24 protein-coding genes, 2 tRNA genes and 1 pseudogene are annotated in these 22,212 nt (G+C 61.6%); 5 read left to right on the top strand and 22 right to left on the bottom strand.

What is annotated here, in order from left to right:
* Window positions 1-211 precede the first annotated feature (211 nt).
* The 11 genes from MAXJ12_RS23560 to MAXJ12_RS23610 form a co-directional block, all read right to left on the bottom strand.
* Window positions 212-1,438 (bottom strand): tyrosine-type recombinase/integrase, encoded by a 1,227-nt coding sequence (locus MAXJ12_RS23560; RefSeq protein ID WP_008838546.1) that lies wholly within the window; start codon window positions 1,436-1,438, stop codon window positions 212-214.
* Window positions 1,439-1,650: 212 nt separating this feature from the next.
* Window positions 1,651-1,726, bottom strand: a tRNA-Phe gene (locus MAXJ12_RS23565).
* 159 nt (window positions 1,727-1,885) lie between these two features.
* On the bottom strand, window positions 1,886-2,089 hold the full coding sequence (gene yacG / locus MAXJ12_RS23570; RefSeq protein WP_008838547.1) for a DNA gyrase inhibitor YacG: 204 nt from the start codon (window positions 2,087-2,089) through the stop codon (window positions 1,886-1,888).
* Entirely contained in the window at window positions 2,086-2,715 is a 630-nt protein-coding gene (locus MAXJ12_RS23575) for a Maf-like protein (RefSeq protein ID WP_008838548.1), read from the bottom strand. The genes yacG and MAXJ12_RS23575 overlap by 4 nt, the downstream gene beginning before the upstream one ends.
* A 27-nt stretch (window positions 2,716-2,742) precedes the next feature.
* Window positions 2,743-2,961, bottom strand: coding sequence for a translation initiation factor IF-1 (gene infA, locus MAXJ12_RS23580; RefSeq protein WP_008838549.1), 219 nt, complete (start codon window positions 2,959-2,961; stop codon window positions 2,743-2,745).
* 87 nt (window positions 2,962-3,048) lie between these two features.
* Window positions 3,049-3,468: an arsenate-mycothiol transferase ArsC gene (locus MAXJ12_RS23585; protein WP_008838550.1), complete on the bottom strand. Its 420-nt coding sequence runs from the start codon at window positions 3,466-3,468 to the stop codon at window positions 3,049-3,051.
* 41 nt (window positions 3,469-3,509) lie between these two features.
* Window positions 3,510-3,995 carry a UPF0262 family protein gene (locus tag MAXJ12_RS23590; protein ID WP_008838551.1) on the bottom strand — a complete coding sequence of 162 codons (486 nt, stop codon included), beginning with the start codon at window positions 3,993-3,995 and terminating at the stop codon, window positions 3,510-3,512.
* Window positions 3,996-4,003: 8 nt separating this feature from the next.
* Entirely contained in the window at window positions 4,004-5,296 is a 1,293-nt protein-coding gene (gene hisD / locus MAXJ12_RS23595) for a histidinol dehydrogenase (protein WP_008838552.1), read from the bottom strand.
* A gap of 6 nt (window positions 5,297-5,302) precedes the next feature.
* Window positions 5,303-5,740 carry a DUF2948 family protein gene (locus tag MAXJ12_RS23600; protein ID WP_008838553.1) on the bottom strand — a complete coding sequence of 146 codons (438 nt, stop codon included), beginning with the start codon at window positions 5,738-5,740 and terminating at the stop codon, window positions 5,303-5,305.
* Between the two features lie 86 nt (window positions 5,741-5,826).
* Window positions 5,827-7,116 carry a UDP-N-acetylglucosamine 1-carboxyvinyltransferase gene (murA, locus tag MAXJ12_RS23605; protein ID WP_008838554.1) on the bottom strand — a complete coding sequence of 430 codons (1,290 nt, stop codon included), beginning with the start codon at window positions 7,114-7,116 and terminating at the stop codon, window positions 5,827-5,829.
* 121 nt (window positions 7,117-7,237) lie between these two features.
* Complete coding sequence (locus tag MAXJ12_RS23610; RefSeq protein ID WP_008838555.1) at window positions 7,238-7,426, bottom strand: hypothetical protein; 189 nt, start codon at window positions 7,424-7,426, stop codon at window positions 7,238-7,240.
* 147 nt (window positions 7,427-7,573) lie between these two features.
* Between MAXJ12_RS23610 and MAXJ12_RS23615 the strand changes: the two genes are divergently transcribed.
* Window positions 7,574-7,648: transfer RNA gene (locus MAXJ12_RS23615), tRNA-Thr, on the top strand.
* A 515-nt stretch (window positions 7,649-8,163) separates the two neighbouring features.
* Here MAXJ12_RS23615 and MAXJ12_RS40140 read toward each other — a convergent pair.
* Window positions 8,164-8,297: pseudogene (locus tag MAXJ12_RS40140) on the bottom strand (winged helix-turn-helix transcriptional regulator); the annotation flags it as partial.
* A gap of 98 nt (window positions 8,298-8,395) precedes the next feature.
* Between MAXJ12_RS40140 and MAXJ12_RS23620 the strand changes: the two are divergent.
* On the top strand, window positions 8,396-9,034 hold the full coding sequence (locus MAXJ12_RS23620) for a dihydrofolate reductase family protein (RefSeq protein WP_008838557.1): 639 nt from the start codon (window positions 8,396-8,398) through the stop codon (window positions 9,032-9,034).
* A 229-nt stretch (window positions 9,035-9,263) separates the two neighbouring features.
* Here MAXJ12_RS23620 and MAXJ12_RS23625 read toward each other — a convergent pair whose 3' ends face one another.
* Window positions 9,264-9,938, bottom strand: coding sequence for a protein-L-isoaspartate(D-aspartate) O-methyltransferase (locus MAXJ12_RS23625; RefSeq protein ID WP_040587633.1), 675 nt, complete (start codon window positions 9,936-9,938; stop codon window positions 9,264-9,266).
* Between the two features lie 443 nt (window positions 9,939-10,381).
* On the opposite strand from MAXJ12_RS23625, the gene MAXJ12_RS23635 reads away from it, so the two are divergent.
* From MAXJ12_RS23635 to MAXJ12_RS23645, 3 genes are all read left to right on the top strand, one after another.
* Window positions 10,382-11,389, top strand: coding sequence for a TRAP transporter substrate-binding protein (locus MAXJ12_RS23635; protein WP_008838560.1), 1,008 nt, complete (start codon window positions 10,382-10,384; stop codon window positions 11,387-11,389).
* Window positions 11,390-11,483: 94 nt separating this feature from the next.
* Window positions 11,484-11,966, top strand: a complete 483-nt coding sequence (locus MAXJ12_RS23640; RefSeq protein ID WP_008838561.1) for a TRAP transporter small permease — start codon at window positions 11,484-11,486, stop codon at window positions 11,964-11,966.
* Window positions 11,963-13,267, top strand: coding sequence for a TRAP transporter large permease (locus MAXJ12_RS23645; protein ID WP_008838562.1), 1,305 nt, complete (start codon window positions 11,963-11,965; stop codon window positions 13,265-13,267). The genes MAXJ12_RS23640 and MAXJ12_RS23645 overlap by 4 nt, the downstream gene beginning before the upstream one ends.
* Window positions 13,268-13,533: 266 nt before the next feature.
* Here the strand turns inward: MAXJ12_RS23645 and MAXJ12_RS23650 are convergent, their stop codons facing one another.
* The 9 genes from MAXJ12_RS23650 to MAXJ12_RS23690 form a co-directional block, all read right to left on the bottom strand.
* Window positions 13,534-14,523, bottom strand: a complete 990-nt coding sequence (locus MAXJ12_RS23650) for a branched-chain amino acid ABC transporter permease (protein ID WP_008838563.1) — start codon at window positions 14,521-14,523, stop codon at window positions 13,534-13,536.
* Window positions 14,520-15,407 carry a branched-chain amino acid ABC transporter permease gene (locus MAXJ12_RS23655; RefSeq protein ID WP_008838564.1) on the bottom strand — a complete coding sequence of 296 codons (888 nt, stop codon included), beginning with the start codon at window positions 15,405-15,407 and terminating at the stop codon, window positions 14,520-14,522. Before MAXJ12_RS23655 ends, MAXJ12_RS23650 begins: the two co-directional genes overlap by 4 nt.
* 93 nt (window positions 15,408-15,500) lie before the next feature.
* On the bottom strand, window positions 15,501-16,694 hold the full coding sequence (locus tag MAXJ12_RS23660) for an ABC transporter substrate-binding protein (protein WP_008838565.1): 1,194 nt from the start codon (window positions 16,692-16,694) through the stop codon (window positions 15,501-15,503).
* Between the two features lie 50 nt (window positions 16,695-16,744).
* Window positions 16,745-17,491: an ABC transporter ATP-binding protein gene (locus MAXJ12_RS23665; protein ID WP_008838566.1), complete on the bottom strand. Its 747-nt coding sequence runs from the start codon at window positions 17,489-17,491 to the stop codon at window positions 16,745-16,747.
* Window positions 17,484-18,239: an ABC transporter ATP-binding protein gene (locus tag MAXJ12_RS23670; protein ID WP_008838567.1), complete on the bottom strand. Its 756-nt coding sequence runs from the start codon at window positions 18,237-18,239 to the stop codon at window positions 17,484-17,486. The genes MAXJ12_RS23665 and MAXJ12_RS23670 overlap by 8 nt, the downstream gene beginning before the upstream one ends.
* A gap of 110 nt (window positions 18,240-18,349) precedes the next feature.
* Window positions 18,350-19,303, bottom strand: coding sequence for a hypothetical protein (locus MAXJ12_RS23675; protein WP_008838568.1), 954 nt, complete (start codon window positions 19,301-19,303; stop codon window positions 18,350-18,352).
* Entirely contained in the window at window positions 19,304-20,611 is a 1,308-nt protein-coding gene (locus MAXJ12_RS23680; RefSeq protein WP_008838569.1) for a TRAP transporter large permease, read from the bottom strand.
* A gap of 5 nt (window positions 20,612-20,616) precedes the next feature.
* Complete coding sequence (locus MAXJ12_RS23685) at window positions 20,617-21,150, bottom strand: TRAP transporter small permease (protein WP_008838570.1); 534 nt, start codon at window positions 21,148-21,150, stop codon at window positions 20,617-20,619.
* 69 nt (window positions 21,151-21,219) lie between these two features.
* The gene (locus tag MAXJ12_RS23690) at window positions 21,220-22,194 is read right to left on the bottom strand and encodes a TRAP transporter substrate-binding protein (RefSeq protein WP_008838571.1); all 975 of its coding nucleotides are present in this window, start codon (window positions 22,192-22,194) and stop codon (window positions 21,220-21,222) included.
* Window positions 22,195-22,212: the final 18 nt, after the last annotated feature.

Genomic DNA, 22,212 nt, shown 5'->3' on the forward strand with positions numbered 1-22,212 from the left:
CGCCCGACGTTGCGCTTTCGGACCGCCGGAAGCAGCGGTCGCCAGGCACCCGGCCACAATGTTCCTGACCTGAAGAACGACGTGTTCGCTTGAAATACCGCTCTTCTTCAGCCCGAGGTGCGATGCGCCCCGCTGTCGACCCGAAGGAACAATCAACCTGCGATCCGGCTATCGACACGAGCCCGATTGGTGCGACCATCGAACGTGCCGCTTATTGCGTCCCAACACCTTGAGCACCACGAGTGGCATGGCGATGTTCATGTTGTGTCAGTCTCAGCTCGTCCAAATGGTCGGCCCACCACTGCATCATTTTCACGCGCTCATCCCAATGTTCCCCTCGGGCGTAGGCCCGCCTAACATTGTTGCCTTCCACGTGAGCAAGTTGGCGTTCGATCGCATCGGGATGCCACTTGCCGCTTTCGTTGAGTAAGCTCGACGCAGTGGCCCGGAAGCCGTGTGCGGTAGCCTCTTCTTTGCTGTAGCCGAGACGCCGCAAGGCGGCGTTGAGCGTGTTATCTGAAATTGGGCGCTTCGTGGTTCGAATACTGGGAAACAGGAGCGATCCGTGTCCAGAAATCTCCCGCAGCTGATCAAGGATCGCGAGGGCCTGAGCCGACAACGGAACGCTATGCGGTCGCCGCATCTTTGCGCGTGCCTCAGGTATGGTCCAGACCGCGTCGTCGAAATCGAACTCGACCCAAGCCGCTGCGCGCAGCTCTCCCGGACGAGGAAACATGAGTGCCATCAGCTTCAACGCGGCCCGGGTAGTCGGTTGCCCATCGAACGAATCAACTGCACGCAAAAGCGCCCCTAGCTGCTTTGGGGCGGTTATTGCCGCCCGTGGCGTGACGGTCGGCCTGATAAGAGCGTCCTTGAGTGCTGAGGTTGGATCAATTTCGGCCCGGGCCGTGGCAATGGCATAGCGGAATATGCTTCCCATTGTTGAGCGAAGCCGACGAGCCGATTCATACCGGCCGCGAATCTCGACTTCCCGCAGTACTTTGAGAACGGCTGCCGCATCGATTTTCCTGATCGACTGGTCACCCAGCCTCGGATAGGCGAAGGAGAGCAGCCACTTCGTCTTGGTAATCGTCCTGTCTGCGCGGCCCTCCTTTTCCAGCTTAGCGACGAATTCCTCGGCTATAGCGCGGAAAGTGTCGCGACTGTCGTCCTTGCTGTCCTGCTTCTCACGCGCCGGATCTATCCCCGCCATCAGCAGCCGCTTGGCTTCGTCTCTCGCCTCCCGGGCATCTGCTAGAGAAACAAGCGGATAGGTGCCCAAAGCCAGGAGCTTTTGTTTCCCTTCGAAACGGTAGGCCAGGCGCCATAACCGTGAGCCGGCCGGTTGTACCCATAGCTGAAGACCGCCTCCGTCAGATAGCTTCTGAAGTTTTGATCCCGGCCGGGCATTCCGGCATTTCACGTCCGAGAGCGGCATCGCCAATGCTCCTGTTCGCAAATTTCGATACCAACAGGGTGGCAGATACCAACAAAAATACCAACAGTTCGCGCCGTTGGACCAAATGCGACGACCTGTCCCGAAACACGCTGAAATTCGATCGTCGCTTCCAAAAGCTTTGGAATAACAGGCTGTTACGCGGATTTCAGCGTAGAAGGCTCGGCGGAAGGGAAAGTTGAGAGAAGGGAAAATGGTGCCCAGAGGCGGATTCGAACCACCGACACGCGGATTTTCAGTCCGCTGCTCTACCAACTGAGCTATCTGGGCCTGTTTCGATGGCCGGCTATGCAGGCGTCCGAAACTCGCGAGGCTTGGGTGAAACCTGCGAAAGCGCGTGGGTTATAGCACGGGATTTTGCGCTGTCCAGCGCCGGTGCAGCCTTTTGAGGAAGAAACCGAACTTCGTTCGTTGCCGGCTTAGCGGGCGCTACTTCGGCTCGCTCTCATCGCCTTCTTCCTCGTCGTCGCGGACCGGAATGGCATAGCTGCCGGAAAGCCAGCGATTGAGGTCGACATGCTTGCAGCGTGTCGAGCAGAATGGATAGGTGTCGCGCGACGAGGGCCTGCCGCATTCGGGGCAGGGGCGTTTTGGTCGCAGCGGCGCGACATTGCCTGTTCCTTCGCCGCTCATGCACGCGTGCTCGAAAGCCAGTTGAAATGCACTTTGAAGCCTTCGGCGGTCAGAAGGCCGACGGTTTCGTAGAGCGGCAGGCCGACGACGTTGGTGTAGGATCCTACGAGCTTCACGACAAATGTGCCGGCAAGCCCCTGCACGGCATAGCCGCCGGCCTTGCCGCGCCACTCGCCCGAGGCGAGGTAGCTTTCCAGTTCTTCGCGGCCGAGCCGCTTGAAGCGGACGCGGGTTTCCACCAGCCGCTGCCGCAGCTTGCCTTCCGGCGAAATCAGGCAGACGCCCGAATAAACCCGGTGCGAGCGGCCCGAAAGCAGTTGCAGGCAGTTCGAAGCCTCGTCCACCAGTTCGGCCTTTGGCAGGATGCGCCGCCCGACCGCGACGACGGTGTCGGCCGCCAGTATGTAGGCGCCGGTGAAATCCGGCTCAGCTTTCAGCGATTCGAACGCCTTCTCTGCTTTTGCCTTGGACAGCCGCTTGGCCAGCGAGCGCGGATGCTCGGCGCGCAGCGGCGTCTCGTCGATTTCCGCCGGGAGCGCCCGGTCCGGCTCGATGCCGGCCTGCTGCAGAAGCTCGATCCGGCGCGGCGAGCCCGAGGCGAGCACAAGCTTCTGGAAAACGCTCATCGTGTCGGGTCGCGGCCTGCGGCCGTCCTATTTGAAGCGGTAGGTGATGCGGCCCTTGCTCAGGTCGTATGGCGTCATTTCCACCAGGACCTTGTCGCCCGTGAGCACGCGGATGCGGTTCTTGCGCATGCGGCCGGCGGTGTGGGCAATGATTTCGTGCTCGTTTTCAAGTTTCACCCGAAACATAGCATTCGGGAGCAATTCCGTGACAGTACCCGGAAACTCGAGGACTTCTTCCTTCGGCATTCTATACCTTTGGTTTGGATGGAATTTCCGGCGCCGGGCCGGAATTTGCGCGGAACCTATATGATTATCGGCTCTTTGTGAACACGCTTAATCGTCGGCGCTTGGGGACGCCCCGTCAGTGAAGCGCTGGACGATCCTGGCCTTCAGCCGGTCGCGCACGTCGCGATAGGCCGCCATGATCTGCTCGCGTGTCCCGGCGGCCGTGGTCGGATCGGCCGTCGGCCAATATTCCACCTCGACAGCCATTGAGCGCGTCAGTTCGAGCGCGGCGTGATGGGCTTCCGGCGCAAGCGTCACTATCAGGTCGAAATAGCCGTCCTCCAGATCGTTCAGCGTCTTTGGAAGCCGGTCTTCCAGCGACAATCCGTCTTCAGCGAGCACTGCTTCGACAAACGGATCGCGCTCGCCCATCCGCACGCCGGCCGACGCGACGAAGATCGTCGGCGGCAGGGCCTTTCGCGCCAATGCCTCGGCCATGGGCGAGCGCACCGCATTCATGCGGCACATGAACAGGATCGAACGAGGATGCGGAAGCGTCGAAGCCAGGGTCAGCCCCGCCAGTGCAGCACGCAGACCAGCGTGAAGACGCGGCGAGCGGTGTCGAAATCGATGTCGATCTTGCCGGCCAGTCGGTCCATCAGCGTCTGCGACCCTTCATTGTGCAGGCCGCGCCTGCCCATGTCGATCGCCTCGATCTGGCTCGGCGTCGAGGTGCGGATGGCCTCGTAGTAGCTCTCGCAGATCATGAAATAGTCTTTGACTATGCGGCGGAACGGCGTCAGCGACAGAATATGCGTGACCACCGGGGAGCCGTCCTCCCGCGAAATGGCGAAGACGAGGCGGGCGTCGGCCAACGACAATCTCAGCCGATAGGGGCCGCAGCCATCGTCGTCGACAGGTTGAAAGCTGTTCTCCTCGATGAGATCGAAGATCGCCACCGCCCGCTCATGCTCGATGTCGGGCGTCGAGCGGCCGATGGATTCGTCGAGTTCGACGTCGATCAGCCTTGAGCGTTGCCCTTCGTTCCGCGCCATCCCATGCTCTAAATATTCAGCCGGATGGCGACGGAGCGTCCGTGCGCCTCCAGCCCCTCGGCCCTGGCCAGAGCGATAGCCGCTGGCGCCAGCGCGCGCAACTGCTCCGGCCCGAGCTTGAGGATCGAGGTGCGCTTCATGAAATCCAGCACCGAAAGCCCGGACGAGAACCGCGCCGAGCGGGCGGTCGGCAGGACATGGTTCGAGCCGCCGACATAGTCGCCGATGACTTCCGGCGTATGGCGCCCGAGAAACACCGCTCCAGCGTTGCGGATATGCGGCAGGAAAGCGTCCGCATCCTTGATAGTCAGTTCGAGATGTTCGGCCGCGATGCGGTTGATGAGCGGTATCGCGCTGTCGAGCGTCTCGACCAGGATGATCGCGCCGAAATCGCGCCAGCTTGCGGCGGCGGTCTCGGCGCGCGGCAGCGATTTGAGTTGGCGCATGACAGCGCCTTCGACCGCGCTTGCGAGAGCAGGGTCGTCGGTGATCAGGATCGACTGCGCCGCGGCATCGTGCTCGGCCTGGGCCAGCAGGTCGGCCGCGATCCAGTCCGGATCATTGTCTGCATCCGCCACGACAAGCACTTCCGACGGTCCTGCGATCATGTCGATGCCGACCGTTCCGAACACCTGACGCTTGGCCGCGGCGACATAGGCATTACCCGGCCCGACGATCTTGGCGACTGGCCGTATCGACTCGGTACCATAGGCGAGGGCGGCTACGGCCTGTGCGCCGCCCACCCGGTAGATCTCGGAAACGCCTGCAAGATCGGCCGCGACCAGCACCAGCGGGTTGATCGCGCCGCCGGGCGCCGGCACCACCATGACGATACGCTCGACGCCGGCGACAACAGCAGGGATCGCGTTCATCAGCACCGAACTCGGATAGGATGCGGTGCCGCCCGGCACGTAGAGACCGACCGCTTCCACCGCCGTCCAGAGCGAGCCGAGTTCGACGCCGGCCGTGTCCGTGTAGCGGTCGTCGGCCGGGCGTTGGCGCTGGTGATGCGACCGGATCCGCTCGCGAGCGAATTTCAGCGCCTCGATGGTCTCGGCGTCCGCTTCGCCATAGGCCTTGGCGATATCGGCTTTCGAGACCGCGATGCCGAGGCTGCGCAAATCGGCGCCGTCGAACTTCTGCGTGTGGCCGACCAGCGCCTCGTCGCCCCTTGCGCGGACATCGGCAATGATGGCGGCGACGGCGCTGTCGACATCGGGAGATGCCTCGCGCTTGGTCGTCAGGAACGTTGCGAAACGCTCCTCAAAACCGGCATCGGATTGGTTGAGTGTGATGGCCATATGCGCTCAGACTTTGTGATACGGACGCGAAGACGCCTGCCAGGCGCCGCCGAGATCGGCGAGGCGGGCCTCCACGCATTCGACGTCGAGCATGATCGCGCCGCCGCCCGAGAAGATCAGTTCTACGATGCCGGCCGGCGCATCCATCGGCACGAAGCTGATGGCGAGTAGCGACAGGATCTCGGCCGGCCTGTCGCGGGCGATGCCGCTGGTCTTGGCGTTGAGCACGCGGTCGAAATGCAGCACGCTGTTGCGCCGCTGCGGGCGCGGCCGGAAGAAAAAGCGCGACTTGCCTTCCCACGCGAAGCGGTTCATCGGCACGATGAAGCGTTTGAGCGACGGCAGGAATTCGAGATCGCCGGTCTTCATGACGGCGTCCTGGACATGCGCCGACACGATTTTCAGATCCTCTTCGTCGAGGGCGACAAGTTTCAACTGGTCCATGTCTCAACGCCTGTGGAAGGTGATCGCGCCTGCCGCCTTGTTAGGCGGTCTCGGCGAAGCGCGCAACCGAAGGGGCCGAAGGCGTCTTACGATGATATGCGCTCGATGGTCGCGCCGCAGCCGGAGAGCTTTTCCTCCAGCCGTTCGAACCCGCGGTCGAGATGGTAGACCCGGTTGACCACCGTCTCGCCTTCCGCCGCCAGCCCGGCGATCACCAGCGAAACCGAAGCGCGCAGATCGGTCGCCATTACCGGAGCTCCCTTGAGCTTCCGCACACCGTCGACGATCGCCGTCTGGCCGGCAAGCGTGATGCGAGCGCCGAGCCGGGCGAGTTCTTGCACATGCATGAAACGATTCTCGAAGATCGTCTCGGTGATCCGCGATTTTCCCTCGGCCATGGTCATCAGCCCCATGAACTGAGCCTGGAGATCGGTCGGAAAGCCTGGGAAAGGCTCGGTCGTCACGTCGACCGGCGCGATGCCCGAGCCGTTGCGCCTGACGCGGATGCCGGAATTGACCGGAATGATTTCGGCGCCTGTCTGGGCGATCACGTTGAGCGCACCCTGAAGGAGGTCGGCGCGGGCGCCTTCCAGGATGACGTCGCCGCCGGCCATGGCCACAGCCATCGCATAGGTGCCGGTCTCGATGCGGTCGGGAATGACCTGGTGGCGCGCGCCGGACAGCGCATCGACGCCGTCGATCACGATTGTCGAGGTGCCCGCGCCGGTGATCTTTGCGCCCATGGCGTTGAGGCACTCGGCGAGATTGACGATTTCGGGCTCGCGCGCGGCATTTTCCAGCACCGTCTCGCCCTTGGCGAGCGAGGCCGCCATCAGCAGCACATGGGTGGCCCCGACGGACACTTTGGGGAACACGTACCGATTGCCGGTGAGACGCCCGTTCGTCTTGGCGATGACATAGCCGTTCTCGACGTCGATGCGGGCTCCGAGCGCCTGCAGCCCTTCGAGAAATAGATCGACGGGACGCGTACCGATGGCACAGCCGCCGGGCAGCGACACTTTTGCCTCGCCCATCCGGGCAAGCAGCGGTCCGATCACCCAGAAGCTGGCGCGCATCTTCGACACGAGCTCATAAGGAGCGGTGGTGTCGACGATGCTGCGGGCGGTGAAATTGATCGTGCGCGAATAGGCTTCGTTCTGGCGCTCGCGGCGGCCGTTGACGGAATAGTCGACGCCATGATTGCCGAGAATGCGGATCAGCTGCTCCACATCGGCGAGATGCGGCACATTTTCGAGCGTCAGGGTGTCGTCGGTCAGGAGCGACGCGATCATCAGCGGCAGGGCGGCGTTCTTCGCGCCCGAGATCGGGATACGGCCATTGATCCGATTGCCACCGACAATTCTGATGCGATCCATGAAATTCGTTTCTCCGGGAGTTTTCCCGGCTGTTGATCGTTGCTCGAACGGCCGGTCTAGACCATCACGTAAATCGGTTCAAGAAACACGATTTGCCCCGGCGTTCCCTTTAAGCGCGGCGTCACGGTTCCTTCTTTGGTTGCCCTGCCGCGACCTCAATCCCCTCCGGCCGGCTGTCGGCCTCGCCTGTGCGGCGCGAACGCGCCTGCGCCTTTCGCTTCTGGAGATTGGCGCGCAGTTCCTCGGCGAGCCTTTTCTTGCGCTCGGCGCTGCTGCCCGTTTGGCCGCTGGCAGTGTCTTTCCTGTTCATCCCACTGGTTTCGTCGCAACTGTTCAGCTTCATTGAAATAACTATCATTGTGGCCGCCCAATGTCGAAAAACTTGGGGGCTCGAAAACTCTCCGCAGCCAACTTGCGCTCGCCTGATTGATATGGCAGAAGTCCGCCGCATTCGGCAGCTGCGGTAGCTCAGTGGTAGAGCACTCCCTTGGTAAGGGAGAGGTCGAGAGTTCAATCCTCTCTCGCAGCACCATTTCATAGGAAAATCAGTAATATAGTAGATGGTGGGCGTAAGTGCCTATCGGGCATTTTCGTGGATTTCCAGACAGCTTTCACGCGATTTCTGGTGAATATCTGGTGAAGTCCCCCGAGGCTCGTAGAGTCGGGTCTGCCCTCTGCTTGAAGCATGCAAGGGTTCCCACAGCGCAGTTGGGCTACTATTGATCCTACGGATTGTGTTCCGGGTCCTGCCGCCGAAGAGGCAGTTCATTGCCGGGCAGGGTTCGTCTTTGAACGAAGCCGATCCATCGAGACCGCCAAATTCCTGTAACTGCATCTCGCAACTCCGCGAAACCGGCAGCAGGCTATTGCCTACTGACTGAGAGCGCGTCTCCTCGGCAGTGGCGGTTGTGCTACCTTCCGACCTTTGCGGCACTTCTCCATAGCGGTCGTTCGCTCTACGACCTGATGTGATCCATTCCCGCGGTGGCTCTGGGCAAAACCAGGGAAAGGCGATGATTTGCATTCACGCGCTTGACGCTTTTATTCCACGCGCTCCTCGGAATGCGTGAGAAGATCGCGAAATGCCGGCGATTGCCGAACATGGAGTAACGGACGACGATGCTCCACCGATCGCCAGCACCTCCATTGATTGAGCAGCCCGATCGTCGCTCAAGCTCCAACGTGCGCATTCCTCGAGAAACCGGTTGCAAAATAGGATCACCTGTGTGACAACACAACTGGTTGCATTTCACAATCGTTCAATGAGAAAGGGTCTACCATGTCCAAACTTCGCACTGGCTGTTTCAGCCTGTCACTCGATGGCTTCGGCGCAGGCCCCAACCAGAGCCCCGAGAATCCGCTGGGCGAAGGCGGCGAGGCGCTGCACGATTGGTTTATCCCAACCCACACTTTTCAGCGGATGCAGGGAAAAGATGGCACGACAGGTGTCGATGACGGGTTCGCGTCGCGCGCTTTCGCGAATGTCGGCGCGTGGATCATGGGCCGAAACATGTTCGGGCCGATTCGCGGACCCTGGCCTGACGAGAATTGGAAAGGGTGGTGGGGAGACAATCCACCCTACCACTGCCCCGTCTTCGTGCTGACGCACTATGAACGCGCGCCCGTCACCATGGCGGGCGGCACGATCTTTCACTTCGTAACCGACGGATTTGACGCGGCTCTGGAGCGCGCCGTCCAGGCAGCCAACGGCAAGGACGTGCTGCTCGGCGGGGGCGTGGCGACTGTCCGGCAATATCTGCGTGCCGGGCTAATCGACGAGATGCACCTTGCGATATCGCCGATACTCCTAGGCTCCGGCGAACACCTCTTCGCCGATATCGATACGGCCGCTCTCGGTTATCGGTGCACCGAGCACGCACCCACGCAAAACGCCACCCATGTCGTGCTGACTAGGTAGGAGAGGAAAATCGCGTCGATTCTCTATCTCCATCCCTTTTCTTCTTACCGCCAGGCGTCCACGAGAAGGGCGTGGCATTCGAACCAGGATGTTGGACGGCAGCGAACCTATCGGAGCGGGTGTTCGGCAAAATGAGGCCGCTTCAACTTCGGGATGCCGATAAGTCCCGGAAGGTGCGCCTTGCGTCATGGGCCCCGGCGACTGCATCTATGCCATGACGGCGACCCAATCAGACCGTTTCGAGCCGACTGAACCGAACCGGAATGAGTTTTCGGGTCTTGAGTTGCCCTGCCGCATCCTTGTCGATGACGGTCAGCAACTGCGCGTCTTCAGGTCCCACGGGCAGAACCACGCGTCCCCCGGGCTTGAGTTGCCTAAGCAAAGCCGGCGGCGTGCGGTCAGCCGCTACTGTGACAAGAATCTTGTCGAATGGTGCATGCTCAGGCCAGCCGCGAGACCCGTCTCCGACACGAATGCCGATATTGGAGAAGCCGAGGTCCCGCAGCAGAGCCTCGGCATGGCTTGCGAATTCCTCGATGATTTCGACGCTCCAAACTTGCCCGGCGAGTTCCGCCAGAATTGCAGTTTGGTAGCCAAGGCCTGTGCCGATCTCGAGCACTACCTCGTGCGGTTGGGGAGCAAGGAGATCGGTCATGAGCGCGACGATGAAGGGCTGTGAGATGGTTTTATCGAAGCCGATCGGCAGCGGCATGTCCCGGTACGCATAAGGCGCAACCGAGGCTGGCACGAAGAGATGCCGTGGCACCCGCCGCATCGCCGTCATTACCCGCTCATCGAGCGTTGCCTTGCCGAGTTCTTCGCTCGCCAGGTCGGTATGGATGGCAATCATCTCGACCATGTGCCTGCGTAAAACCGCGAGGTGCTCTTCGGTCATTGGCTTCATGACTGTGGGGCTTTCCTCAACCAGCTTCGCTGCCAGATAGCTTATGTTCTGCTCACCGGTCACAGCAACGCCCGCCAGCGTTTCCGGTGACGAACACCGACGACACGCGTGGGGTACTTGGGGTCGCGGCGACGGTGACCCTGGAGATTTGGTGCCATGTCGCCAATGCCGGTGTTTCCCAGATCGCGGCGATCAGTGGACCTTAGAGATTGGACCATCCAGAGTCTACCGAGGGGGCCATTCATCTGGTTGTCGAAGGAAGGTTGCGCCATCTCCAGACATTCGTGGCGGATCTCCATTGCAGACGTTCCAGGGTGAGCGATTGACCCAGGGGCAGGCCCAGTTATAGTTCCGCTGATAACATCCGCGCGCAGGGCTGTGCACAAAGCGGAGATCCAAGGTCGCGCCGACAAGGCGTTTCGGAGGCGTTTCGGGAGGAAACGATGCCAAATGTTCGGAAGTCATTTTTAACGGTATTTGCCTGCAGCCTTGGCTGGGCACTTCTATTTGCCGTCGGCTCGCCCGCGGCCGCCCAGATCAAGCTGGTCGGCGCCAGTCAATTCAACGAAGATCACGCTTTCACCAAGACCATGCGCAAGTTCGAGGAGCTCGTTCAAGCGTGTTATACCGACGAGCCGGTCGAGTTTGAGATGCATCTCAATTCCGAGCTCGGCCTGGAAAAGGATTACGTCGGCTTCATGAACCAGGGGATCTCGGTCGACTACGCCGTGGCCTCACCTGCGCACATGTCGACCTTCTCCCAGATGGCTCCGCTCATGGACATGCCATTCCTGTTTCGAGACGAGGATCACTGGCGCAAGGTGCTGGAAGCCGATGCCCTGAAGCCGGTGGCCGACGACATTTTGGAGAAGGCCGACATCCGCCTTCTCGGCTATGCCGGAGGGGGCACACGGAACGTCTTCGCCAACAAGCCGGTCACCAACATGGCGGAACTGGCTGACCTTCCGATCCGTATGCAGGGAGCGCCGATCTGGACGCGGGTCTTCGATGCGCTCGGCGCAGCGCCGACGGTAATCGCCTATGACGAGGTCTACAACGCAATCCAGACCGGTGTGATTGCCGCTGGCGAGAACGAGGCGGCGGGCGTGGAGCAGATGAAGTTCTACGAAGTCGGGCCGCATTTGTCTTTGACCAAGCACGCCATCACCATCCGCCCGCTCCTCATCTCCAACAAAACCTATCAGAAGCTGCCGGAGAAACTGCAGAGCTGCATCGACGAAGCCGGCGCCGAGGCTGGAAAACACGGCCGGGAGATCGAGAGCGGCGAGGACTCGGCGAAGGTAAAGGCGATGGAGGAGAAGGGATGGCTGCAGACGCACGAATTCACCGAGCGCGACAAGATGCTCGATGCGGCCACGCCCGTGCTGGAGGCCTATGCCGAGGAACTCGGCGCCGGCGACGTGCTGAAGGCGATTCAGGCGATTCAGTAACGCCGCGGGTTCAAACTCCGCAGGACCGGCCGCGGTCGGCCCTGCCTTTTCCCGTTGGAATTCCGACACACCGGAAAGCACGGTTGCGGCACCCATGACAAGGGTTCTCGACGTGATCCATGGCGCTCTCAAGATCGTGCTCGGCGTGCTGGTGTGCGGGTTGCTGGTGCCCGTTTCAATGCAGGTTCTGTCGCGTTTTACCGGGCTTATCCCACGCTACATCTGGACGGAGGAGATCGCGCGCTTCTGCTTTATCTGGATGATCATGGTGGGCGCCATTGTCGCCGTCCGCGACGGTACGCATTTCGACCTCGACCTGATGCCGAGGAGCGACAACCCCAAAAACGAGGCAGCGAAGCGCATCCTCGTCGAGCTGCTGATGTTGATCGTCGCTCTGGTCCTCGTCTGGTATGGATGGAAGCTGATCGCGTTCGGCTGGTTCCAGACATCCGAGATCGCGGCGTTGCCGATGAACTGGATCTATGGCGCATGGCCCTTCGCAGGGGTGCTCTTCACAGTGTTCATTCTTGAAAAGCTTGTCCGTGACATGAGCATCCTGATGGCGCGTGCACAGTGACCCCGCTCGTCGTCTCCTCGATCCTGTTCGGACTGTTCCTTCTATTCATCGTGTTGCGCGTCCCCGTTGCCTTTGCACTGGCGCTGGCGTGTCTACCGATCTTTTTCCTGGAGCCGCGGCTGACGCCGATCCTGCTGCTGCAGGCGATGTTCAAATCCTACAACGCCTTCGTGCTGCTGGCGGTGCCTTTCTTCCTGCTCGCTGCCAACCTGATGAACGCCGCGGGGATCACCGACAGGCTGATCCGCCTGTCGCGCGCTCTCGTCGGCCACCTGCCCGGCGGGCTCGGGCACGTGAATGTCGTGGTTTCCATGCTCTTCGCCGGAATTTCTGGGAGCTCTACGGCCGACGCCGCCGGCATTGGATCCCTGATCATTCCCCAGATGAAGAAGGAGGGCTTCACCGCCTCCTTTTCGGTCGCAGTGACCGCCTGCTCGTCCGTCATGGGAGTGATCATTCCGCCATCGATCCTGATGATCGTATGGGGTGGCCTCATGTCTGTGTCAATCGGAGGGCTCTTCCTCGCCGGCGTCGTCCCCGGAGTCCTGATCGGGCTTGCGCAGATGACGACAGTTTATGTCTACGCGCGGCGGCACGGCATGGGCATGCACGAGCGCGCCACGCTTCGCGAACTCGCCACAGCCATGGCCAGCGCCTTCCTTGCGCTGCTAACGCCGGTCATCATTGTCGGCGGCATCGTCGGCGGCTTCTTCACGCCGACCGAGGCGTCGGTCATTGCCGCAATCTATGCGCTGGCGCTCGGTCTGCTGGTCTACCGCACGCTGGACCTTAAGAAGGTAGGGCACATCTTCTACGATACCGGCCGCTTCGCCGCCATTGCGCTGTTCTGCATCGGAACGGCGAGCGCCTTTGGTTTCATTCTCGCCTATTTCAAAGTGCCCGCCGCGCTGGTTACCCTTGTCCAGGCGATGGATCTCGGCATCGTCGAGATGGGGTTGGCGGTCGCTATCTCGTTCCTGGTCATCGGCTGTTTTATCGACGCCATCCCCGCGATCGTCATTCTTGGCACTGTGCTCTTTCCGGTCGCGCAGTCCGTCGGAATGCACCCGATCCATTTCGCTATCATCGGCATCGTCAGCCTCGCCTTCGGCCTTGTCACTCCGCCCTACGGCCTCTGCCTCCTCATCGCCTGCGCCATCGGGGAAATTTCTATCCGGCAGGCCATGCGCGACGTGGTCATTCTTCTCCTGCCCATGCTCGCGATTCTCACCCTTATCGTCTTCTTTCCGTCCATTTCGCTGTGGCTACCCCGCCTGCTGATGCCACAATTCGTGAACTGATATCGTCGCGTGGCGAAAGTTCTGTGGCGTCAATGCAGACTCGAAGCCGAGGGCCGACACCTCCGTTGCGAATGCATGATGCGCCTGCAGTGCTCACCGCCATGCTATGGTGAGCGGACTTGCGTAAACCGTGCCAGATCCAGACCGTCGCGGCGTCACTCCAAACCGGACTATCGCGCTACAGCTAGAGTCGACCGAGGCTGTGTGAAAACTCCGCCCGCGGTAGAATGTAGGCCGCGGTTTCTTTAGTCCGCCGCAGGACACGCCTACAGCGGCTTCTTCAGCGCCTTGGACAGAATTCCGATCACACCTTCGCGGAACAGCATCACGCTGATCACGAAAATCGTCCCTTGGATGACGGTGACCCAGGCGCCGAACGTGGCGAGATAATTCTGCATGGTGACGATGATCGCGGCGCCCACGATCGGGCCGAACACGGTGCCCATGCCGCCAAGCAGCGTCATCAGCACGACTTCCCCGGACATGGTCCAGTAAACGTCTGTCAGCGACGCAAGCTGGAACACGATGGCTTTCGTGGCCCCGGCCAGTCCGGCAAGCATCGCCGACAGCACGAATACCAGGAGCTTGTAGCGGTTGACCCGGTAGCCGAGCGAGACCGAACGCTGTTCGTTATCCCGAATCGCCTTCAGAACCTGTCCGAAAGGCGAATGGATGATCCGGTAGATCGCCAGCAGGCCGGCAAAAACGATCGCCAGCACAAAGAAATAGAGGTTGAGGTCCGGGGCCATGTCGAACAGGCCGAACAGATGCCCGCGTGGTACCGACTGGATGCCGTCCTCGCCGCCGGTGAACGGCGCCTGCAGCGAGAAAAAGAAAACCATCTGGGCAAAGGCGAGCGTGACCATCGCGAAATAGATGCCCTGGCGGCGGATTGCCAGCGAGCCGATCAACAGCCCAAGCACCGCCGCGCATCCGGTACCGAATAATATCGCCAACTCCGGATTGAAGCCCCAGATCTTTGCCGCATGGGCGCTTGCATAACTTGCCGAACCGAAGAAAGCGGCATGTCCAAAAGAAAGCAGGCCGCCGAAGCCGAGCAGCAGGTTGAAGGCGCAGGCAAACAGCACAAAGCAAAGAACCTTCATGAGAAATATTGGATAAAGCAGGAAGGGCGCCGCCAGCCCGAACACCAGCAAGCCGGCAAAGATCGCCACATGATGCCGGGGCGTGCTGGTCGAATGCGACTGCACCAGCGGACCCACTCCTGCCCCTGTCTCGGTATCCGTCGCCATCATGCCGCCCTTCCGAAAAGGCCGGCCGGCTTCACCAGAAGCACGATCGCCATGACCACGAAAATCACCACGGCTGAGCCTTCCGGATAAAATACCCTGGTCAGGCCTTCGATCAGGCCGAGGCCGAAGCCGGTCACGATCGAGCCGAGTATCGACCCCATACCGCCGATGACCACGACCGCGAAGACGACGATGATCAGGTCCGCACCCATATTGGGATTGACCGCATAGATCGGGGCGGCGAGCACACCCGCGAAAGCAGCGAGCGCGACCCCGAACCCGTAGGTCAACGTAACCATGCGTGGCACATTGATGCCGAACGCGCCGACCAGGGTCGGGTTCTCCGTCGCGGCGCGCAGATAGGCGCCGAGTCTTGTCTTCTCGATGATGAACCAGGTAGCGAGGCATACGATCAGGGACGCCACGATGACCCAGCCGCGATAATTGGGCAGGAACATGAAGCCGAGATTCTGGCCGCCCGAGAGCACGCCGGGAATCTGGTAGGGCAGCCCTGATATTCCGTAATAGTTGCGGAACAGCCCCTGGATGATCAGCGCCAGGCCGAATGTGAGGAGCAGGCCGTAGAGATGGTCGAGGTGGTAGAGCCTCGAGATGAGCAGGCGTTCGATGATGACGCCGGTGATTCCCACGATCACCGGCGCAACGAACAGCGCCGCCCAATAATTGATGCCGAGATAGTTCAGCAGCATCCACGCCACGAACGCGCCCATCATATACTGCGCGCCGTGCGTGAAATTGATGATGTTGAGCAGGCCGAAGATGATTGCGAGCCCAAGGCTGAGCAGGGCGTAGAACGAACCGTTGATCAGTCCGAGAAGCAACTGCCCGAACAGCGCCTGCGGGGGAATTCCTAAGAGCTCGAACATGCGTCCGTCCTGCGACCTTGACGCCCATCCAGGGGCGGCATTCGGGGAATGGGCGGACATGCCGGCGGGCCGGCATGTCCTGTTGGCATCAGCTTATTTGACCAGTTCGCAGCCGCCGTCGGCGAGCGGCCGGAACGCCTTGTCGGCCGGGATTGTGGCGACCGTCTCGTAGAGATCCCACTCGCCCTCGGACTGATCCGGCTTCTTGACGCGGAAGAGATAAGCGTCGTGCGTCTTGCGACCGTCGGCGCGGACCACGCCCTTTCCGAACAGCGGGTCGTCGGTCGGCATTTCCTTCATCTTGGCCATGACCTTCGTGGGATCCTTGTCACCGACCGCCTCGACCGCCTTGAGGTAGTGCAGCACCGCCGCATAGACGCCCGCCTGGATCATCGACGGCTTCTTGCCGGCCGTCTTCTCGAAGCGGGCCGACCATTCGCGGGTCTGGTCGTTGAGATCCCAGTAGAAGGTCTCGGTCAGCACCAGGCCCTGCGCGATATCGAGCCCGAGCGCATGCACGTCGTTGACGAAGACCAGCAGGCCGGCGATCGCCTGGCCGCCCTGGGTGATGCCGAACTCGGCGGCCTGCTTCATCGAGTTGACCGTGTCGCCTCCGGCATTGGCGAGGCCGATCACCTGCGCGCCGGACGACTGCGCCTGGAGCAGGAAGGACGAGAAGTCCGTGCCGGGGAACGGCGTCTTGACGCTGCCGATGACCTCGCCGCCTGCTTCCTTCACGACCGCGGCGGTGTCGCGCTCCAGAGCGTGGCCGAAGGCATAGTCGGCGGTCAGGAAGAACCAGGTCTTGCCGCCGGCCGCCACCATCGCGCCGCCGGTTCCGTGGGCGAGCTGCCAGGTGTCGTAGGTCCAGTGCACGGTGTTGGGCGAGCACTTCGCTCCGGTCAGGTCCGACGTTGCGGCGCCCGAGTTCAGGAAGATCTTGTTCTTCTCGCGGGTGATGTCGTTGACGGCGAGCGCGACCGACGATGTCGGAACGTCGGCGATGACGTCGACACCCTCGGTGTCGTACCACTGGCGGGCGATGTTGGACCCGACGTCCGGCTTGTTCTGGTGGTCGGCCGAGACGATCTCGACGTTGATGCCCTTGTCGGCGGCCCCGAAGTCCTCGACGGCCATGCGCGCCGCGATGACGGAGCCCTCGCCGCCGATATCGGAATAGATGCCCGAGCGATCGTTCATCACACCGATCTTCACGTCTGTCGCGTAGGCCGAGCCGGCCATCAGCAGGCCGGCAAGCGCTCCCAATATCTTTCCTGTCGTCTTCATCGTGTCTGCTCCTCCTGTTTTGACGCACCGCGCCATTTTGGTCGTTGATCTCAGACGCCGAGATAGCCGTGAAGCTTTTCGACGTTGGCGTCGAGTTCTGAATTGGGGATTGTATCGATCACGCGCCCCTGTTCCACCACGTAGTGACGGTCTGCGACCGAAGCCGCGAACCGGAAGTTCTGCTCAACCAGAACGATGGTGAACCCTTCGCGCTTCAGCCGCGCAATGGTATGCCCGATCTGCTGGACGATGACGGGTGCCAGGCCTTCGGTGGGCTCGTCGAGCAGCAGGAGCTTCGCGCCCGTACGCAATATGCGCCCGATGGCCAGCATCTGCTGCTCCCCGCCGGAAAGCTTCGTGCCCTGGCTGGACAGCCTCTCCCGGAGATTGGGGAACAATTCGAAGACCTGCTCGACGGTCAGCCCGCCCTCGCGCACCCGCGGCGGCAGCATCAGGTTTTCCTCGACCGAAAGGCTGGCGAAGATGCCGCGCTCCTCCGGGCAGAAGGCGATGCCTGCCCTGGCTATCGCTCGCGCCGGCAGCGCGATGGTTTCGCGGCCGTCGAAAGTGATCGAGCCCTTGCGCTTGGCCAGGATGCCCATGATCGCCAAAAGCGTCGTGGTCTTGCCGGCGCCGTTACGGCCGAGCAGCGTCACGACCTCACCTTCGCGCACGTCGAAATCGATACCGTGCAGGACATGGCTCTCGCCGTACCAGCCTTGGAGGTTCCTGACCGAAAGCAGCGCGCCGGGCGAGGCGGCGGAAGATGCGTGCTCCACCGTTTCCGTCTCAGGCATGTTCGGCTCCGATATAGGCCTCGACGACGCGCGGATCCTTCGACACGCTGGCGTAGTCGCCCTCGGCCAGCACCTTGCCGCGCGCCAGCACCGTGATGTAATCGGACAGGGCGGCGACGACAGACAGATTGTGCTCGACCATCAGGATCGTCCGGTTGGCCGAAATTCGGCGGATGAGCTGCGAAATGCGTTCGACATCCTCCTGCGCCATTCCCGCCATGGGCTCGTCGAGAAGCAGCATTTCCGGCTCGAGCGCCAACGTGGTGGCGATCTCCAGAGCGCGTTTACGGCCATAGGAGAGTTCGCCAGCGCGGACCGCGGCGAACTCCGACAGGCCGACATCATCGAGAAGCCCGGCGGCCCTGCCGTTGAACTCCGTCAACACGCGCTCCGAGCGCCAGAAGTCGAAGCTGTCGCCACGATTGCGCTGCAGCGCTATGCGGACATTCTCGATGGCGGTCAGGTGCGGGAAGACTGCCGAAATCTGGAAGGAGCGAACCATACCAAGCCGGGCGATGTCGGCCGGCTGCTTCCTCGTTATATCGCGATCATTGTAGACGATCGTGCCGCGGCTCGGCTGGAGGAACTTGGTCAGGAGGTTGAAGCATGTCGTTTTGCCGGCGCCGTTCGGCCCGATGAGCGCATGGATGGATCCTCTTTCGACCTTGAGATCCACATCGTTCACGGCCAGGAAACCCTTGAATTCCTTGGTAAGCCCGTTCGCGGACAAGATGATGTCTTGCGCCATCCACTCCCCATGATCTCGCCGGACGCAGCACGCCGGGAACCGACATCAGCAAGGCAGTGCACCACGATCAACCGCTGGCGGCCATACGCCTAAAGTCTAACAAGGGTTCCCTAGGCTGCGGCGTCGCTGTCGCGACTTGCTTGCGCATCGCGATAGAAGCATCCGAGAAGAAGCGGCGTGAGATACATCGGGATTTGGTAGCAGCCGATGAAGAGAAGCAGCGGATCGGTAACGGCGGCAGGCAGCGCCGTCAGGAACAGCGCGATATTGCGGTTGCCGGCCACGATGCCGAGAGGGGTTGCGAGCCGGCGTCTGCCGCTGCGGCGCAGCAGCGTCGCCACCACGACCTGAAGGCCGAAATTCGCGCCGAAGGCTATGGCGAGATTGACCGCGAACCTCGACGGTTCGGAAAAAATTGCCGGCCCGACCGCCGACATAAGTCCGACAACCACCACCGCCATGGCGATGGCCGATGCGCCGTCTATCGCCTGTAGTCCATTGGCGCTCAAGTCATAGAGAAAGCGCCAGCGCAGAATGAACGCAAGACCGCCCGCCGCAAAGATGATCAGGAGCAAGCGGCCGGCCGCTGTGAAGACCTCCGACGTGTTGTCGAGCGCCGGGGTGAGCCAGAACGCGGGCAGCACGGTCAGCGGCAGTAGTGCTGTGCCCACGATCAGCAGGCGCAGCGCGGGGGCCGGATCATGGCCGGTCATGACGGTCAGGTTCGGGCTGCCCGAGATCGGCGATGCGGCCGCCATGAGCACCAGCGCCGTCGGCAGGATTCCGGTCCAGCCGATGCCGAGCATGAAGAGGATAAGCGCGACCGGAAACAGCACCTGGAATACCAGCACGACGCCAACTGAAAATCCGATATCGCGCGCCGCGCCGAGCGCCTGGCGCGGGCCGACGCGGAGTGCTGCCAAGAACAGCAGCGCGGCGACCATCTCGCCAATCCACGGTTTCAGCGCGAGCGCAAGGCCGGGCAGGGCGATGCCGGCGACCAGTCCGAGCACCAGCAGCAGGCGACCGTGTTTAGCAGCCTGGGTGAGGAGCGCATTGAACAACTAGCGCGCCTGCCGCATGTTCTCGGGCAACCAGGTCGCCAGTTCCGGAAAGGCGATAAGGATCAGCACCATGAGCATCATGATCAGGAACATCGGAAGCGCCGCACGTGCGATGTAACCCATGGAATGCCCGGTCATGCCCTGTAGCACGAACAGATTAAAGCCGATCGGCGGCGTGATCTGCGCCATCTCGACAACAACAACAATGAATATGCCGAACCAGATAATATCTATCCCGACCTGACGGATCATCGGTTCGACGATGGCGATTGTCAGCACCACGACGGAAATCCCGTCGAGGAAACAGCCAAGAATGATGTAGAATACCAAGAGAACCATCAGCAGTTCGAACCGGCTGAGGTCGATCGAGGCGATCCATTCGGCAAGCGCACGGGGCAGCCCGGTGAAGCCCATCGACAAAGACAGGAAAGCCGCACCCGCAAGGATCAGCGCGATCATCGCCGAGGTTCTTGTCGCGCCCATCAGGCTCTCGAAGAAATTCCCGGCCGTCAGCGCCCCTTGCGCAGCGGCAAGCGCCAGCGACCCGATAACGCCGATCGCGGCGGCTTCGGTCGCGGTTGCAACGCCCAGATACATGGAGCCTATCACGGCGGTTATCAGAAGCAGGACGGGGATCAGGAACCGCGAACGCTTCACCTTGTCCCAGAAGGGCAGCGTCGGCTCGGCCGCCGGCCTGTAATCCTTCGACACCATGGAAGCGATGACGACATAGCACATGAAGAGGGAGGCCAGCACGAGCCCGGGAAGAACGCCCGCGATGAACAGCTTGGTGATCGATTCATTGATTGCCACGCCATAGACGATCAGCGTCAGGGAAGGCGGGATCATCAGGCCAAGCGTCGCCGCACCGGCAAGCGTTCCGATCGTCAAGCGCTCGGGATAATTCCGTTTGCGCAGTTCGGGGATGGTCATTTTGCCGACCGTCGTCAGCGTGGCGGCGGAGGAGCCGGAGACCGCGGCAAAGATCGTGCAGCCCGCGACATTGGTATGAAGCAGGCCGCCCGGCAGCCGGCCCATCCAGGGAGCGAGCCCCTTGAACATGTCTTCCGACAGTCGCGTCCGGTAGAGAATCTCTCCCATCCAGATGAACATCGGCAGCGCCGTCAGCGACCAGGATGACGACGAGCGCCAGATTACCGTCATCATCGCGTCGCCGGCTGGCCGGCTGGTGAACATCTCCATGCCAACATAAGCGACGCCGAGCAGCGCAAGCCCGATCCACACGCCGGATCCGAGCAGAAGGAAGAGGATGAAAAGGAAGATGCCGATGGCGTAGAACGGTTCCATCGGCGCTATTCCGCGTGGCTTTGTTCGGCGAGGCCGTCGCGGATATTGTCGCGTCCGGTGACAAGTAGAGTGACCAGATTGTCGATCAGGCAGATTGCGAGAATGACAGCGCCGATCGCCATCGGGGTTTGCGCGATCCACAAAGGGGTAACGTCCTGGCCCTGGCTGACATCGTTCAACTTCCACGACCAGTAGACCATCTTGATCGCATACCAGGCGAGATAGGTCGAAGCCGCCGCCGCAATGGCGAGCGACCAGAGTTCGCCCCAGAAGCGCCGCTCGCCCAAGGCCGTTAGAAGCAGGCCGACGCGGATATGTGCGCCGCGGTTTAGCGTATGCGCGAACGCCAGGAACGATGCCGCCGCCATGAAGTAGCCGGCATATTCGTTGGAGCCGTGGAAGGGAATGCCCAACCAGCGGGCACAAACCTGAGCCGTGATGACGACCAGTATCGCAACCAGGCACAGGGCCGACAGCCAGGCTGCGAAATCATAGACGAAGTCGAGGCTTCGGCGGAATATGTTGGCTTCGCCGTCCACTGTGCGCTCCTGGTTTCAAGAAAGAACCCGGCCCGGCGACGTCGCCGGGCCTTGGTCTGACTGGAGTCGTCAGTTGGCGCGGTAAGCTTCGATGATCGCCTTGCCGTCGTCGCCGGCGCTTTTCAGCCACTCGTCGGTCATGGTCTGGCCGAAACCTTCGAGTTCCTTCGCCAGTTGCTCGCTGGGCGGCGAAACCTTCATGCCGTTCTCTTCCAGCGTTTTGAGGTAGCCTCCGGAAAGCTCCTTCACCTTGGCGAGGCCGTCCGCAGCCGCAGTTTCGCCGCAGGTGGTGATCGCCGTCCTGGATGCGTCATCGAGCGCGGTCCAGGCGTCCTTGTTGACGAAGACGACGTTGCGCGGCAGCCAGGCCTGCACGTCGTAGAAATGCGTGAGCTGTTCCCAAACCTTCGAATCAACGCCGGTCGCGCCGGACGAAATGAAACTTTCCACGACGCCGGTCGCCAGCGCCTGGCTGAGTTCGGCCGCCTCGATCTGCACCGGCGCCATGCCGGCGAGTTCGGCGATCCGCGCGGTAGCCGCATTGTAGGAACGGAACTTCACGCCCTTCAGATCGGCGACCGAATTGACGTCCTTCTTCATGTAGAGGCCCTGCGCCGGCCACGGCACGGCGTAGACGTAGACGAGGTTTTCCGCATCGAGCGCCGCCTTGAGCTTGTCGCTTGCCGCGGCCCAGAGCTTTTCAGAGGCGTCGAAGGACGTGGCGAGGAAGGGAATCGAATCGATCCCGTAGAGCGGATTTTCATTGGCATGCGCCGAAAGAAGCCGCTCGCCGATGGGCGCCTGACCTGTCTGCACCGCTCGCTTGATATCGTTGCCGCCGAACAGCGAACCGCCGGCATGGGTGACGATCTCCAGCGCGCCGCCTGTGCCTTCGCCGACGCATTTCGCGAAGGCCGCCGCGTTCTCGGAATGGAAATTGGTCGCGGGATAGGCCATCGGCATATCCCATTTTTCCGCGAACGCGGCATTCGCGGAAACCGCCACAAGCGCGGTCGCCGCCATCAGGCGTGAAAAATGCTTCATATGAATCTCCCATTCATT

This window comes from Mesorhizobium alhagi CCNWXJ12-2 (genome assembly GCF_000236565.1).
In the GTDB taxonomy this organism is placed as follows: domain Bacteria; phylum Pseudomonadota; class Alphaproteobacteria; order Rhizobiales; family Rhizobiaceae; genus Allomesorhizobium; species Allomesorhizobium alhagi.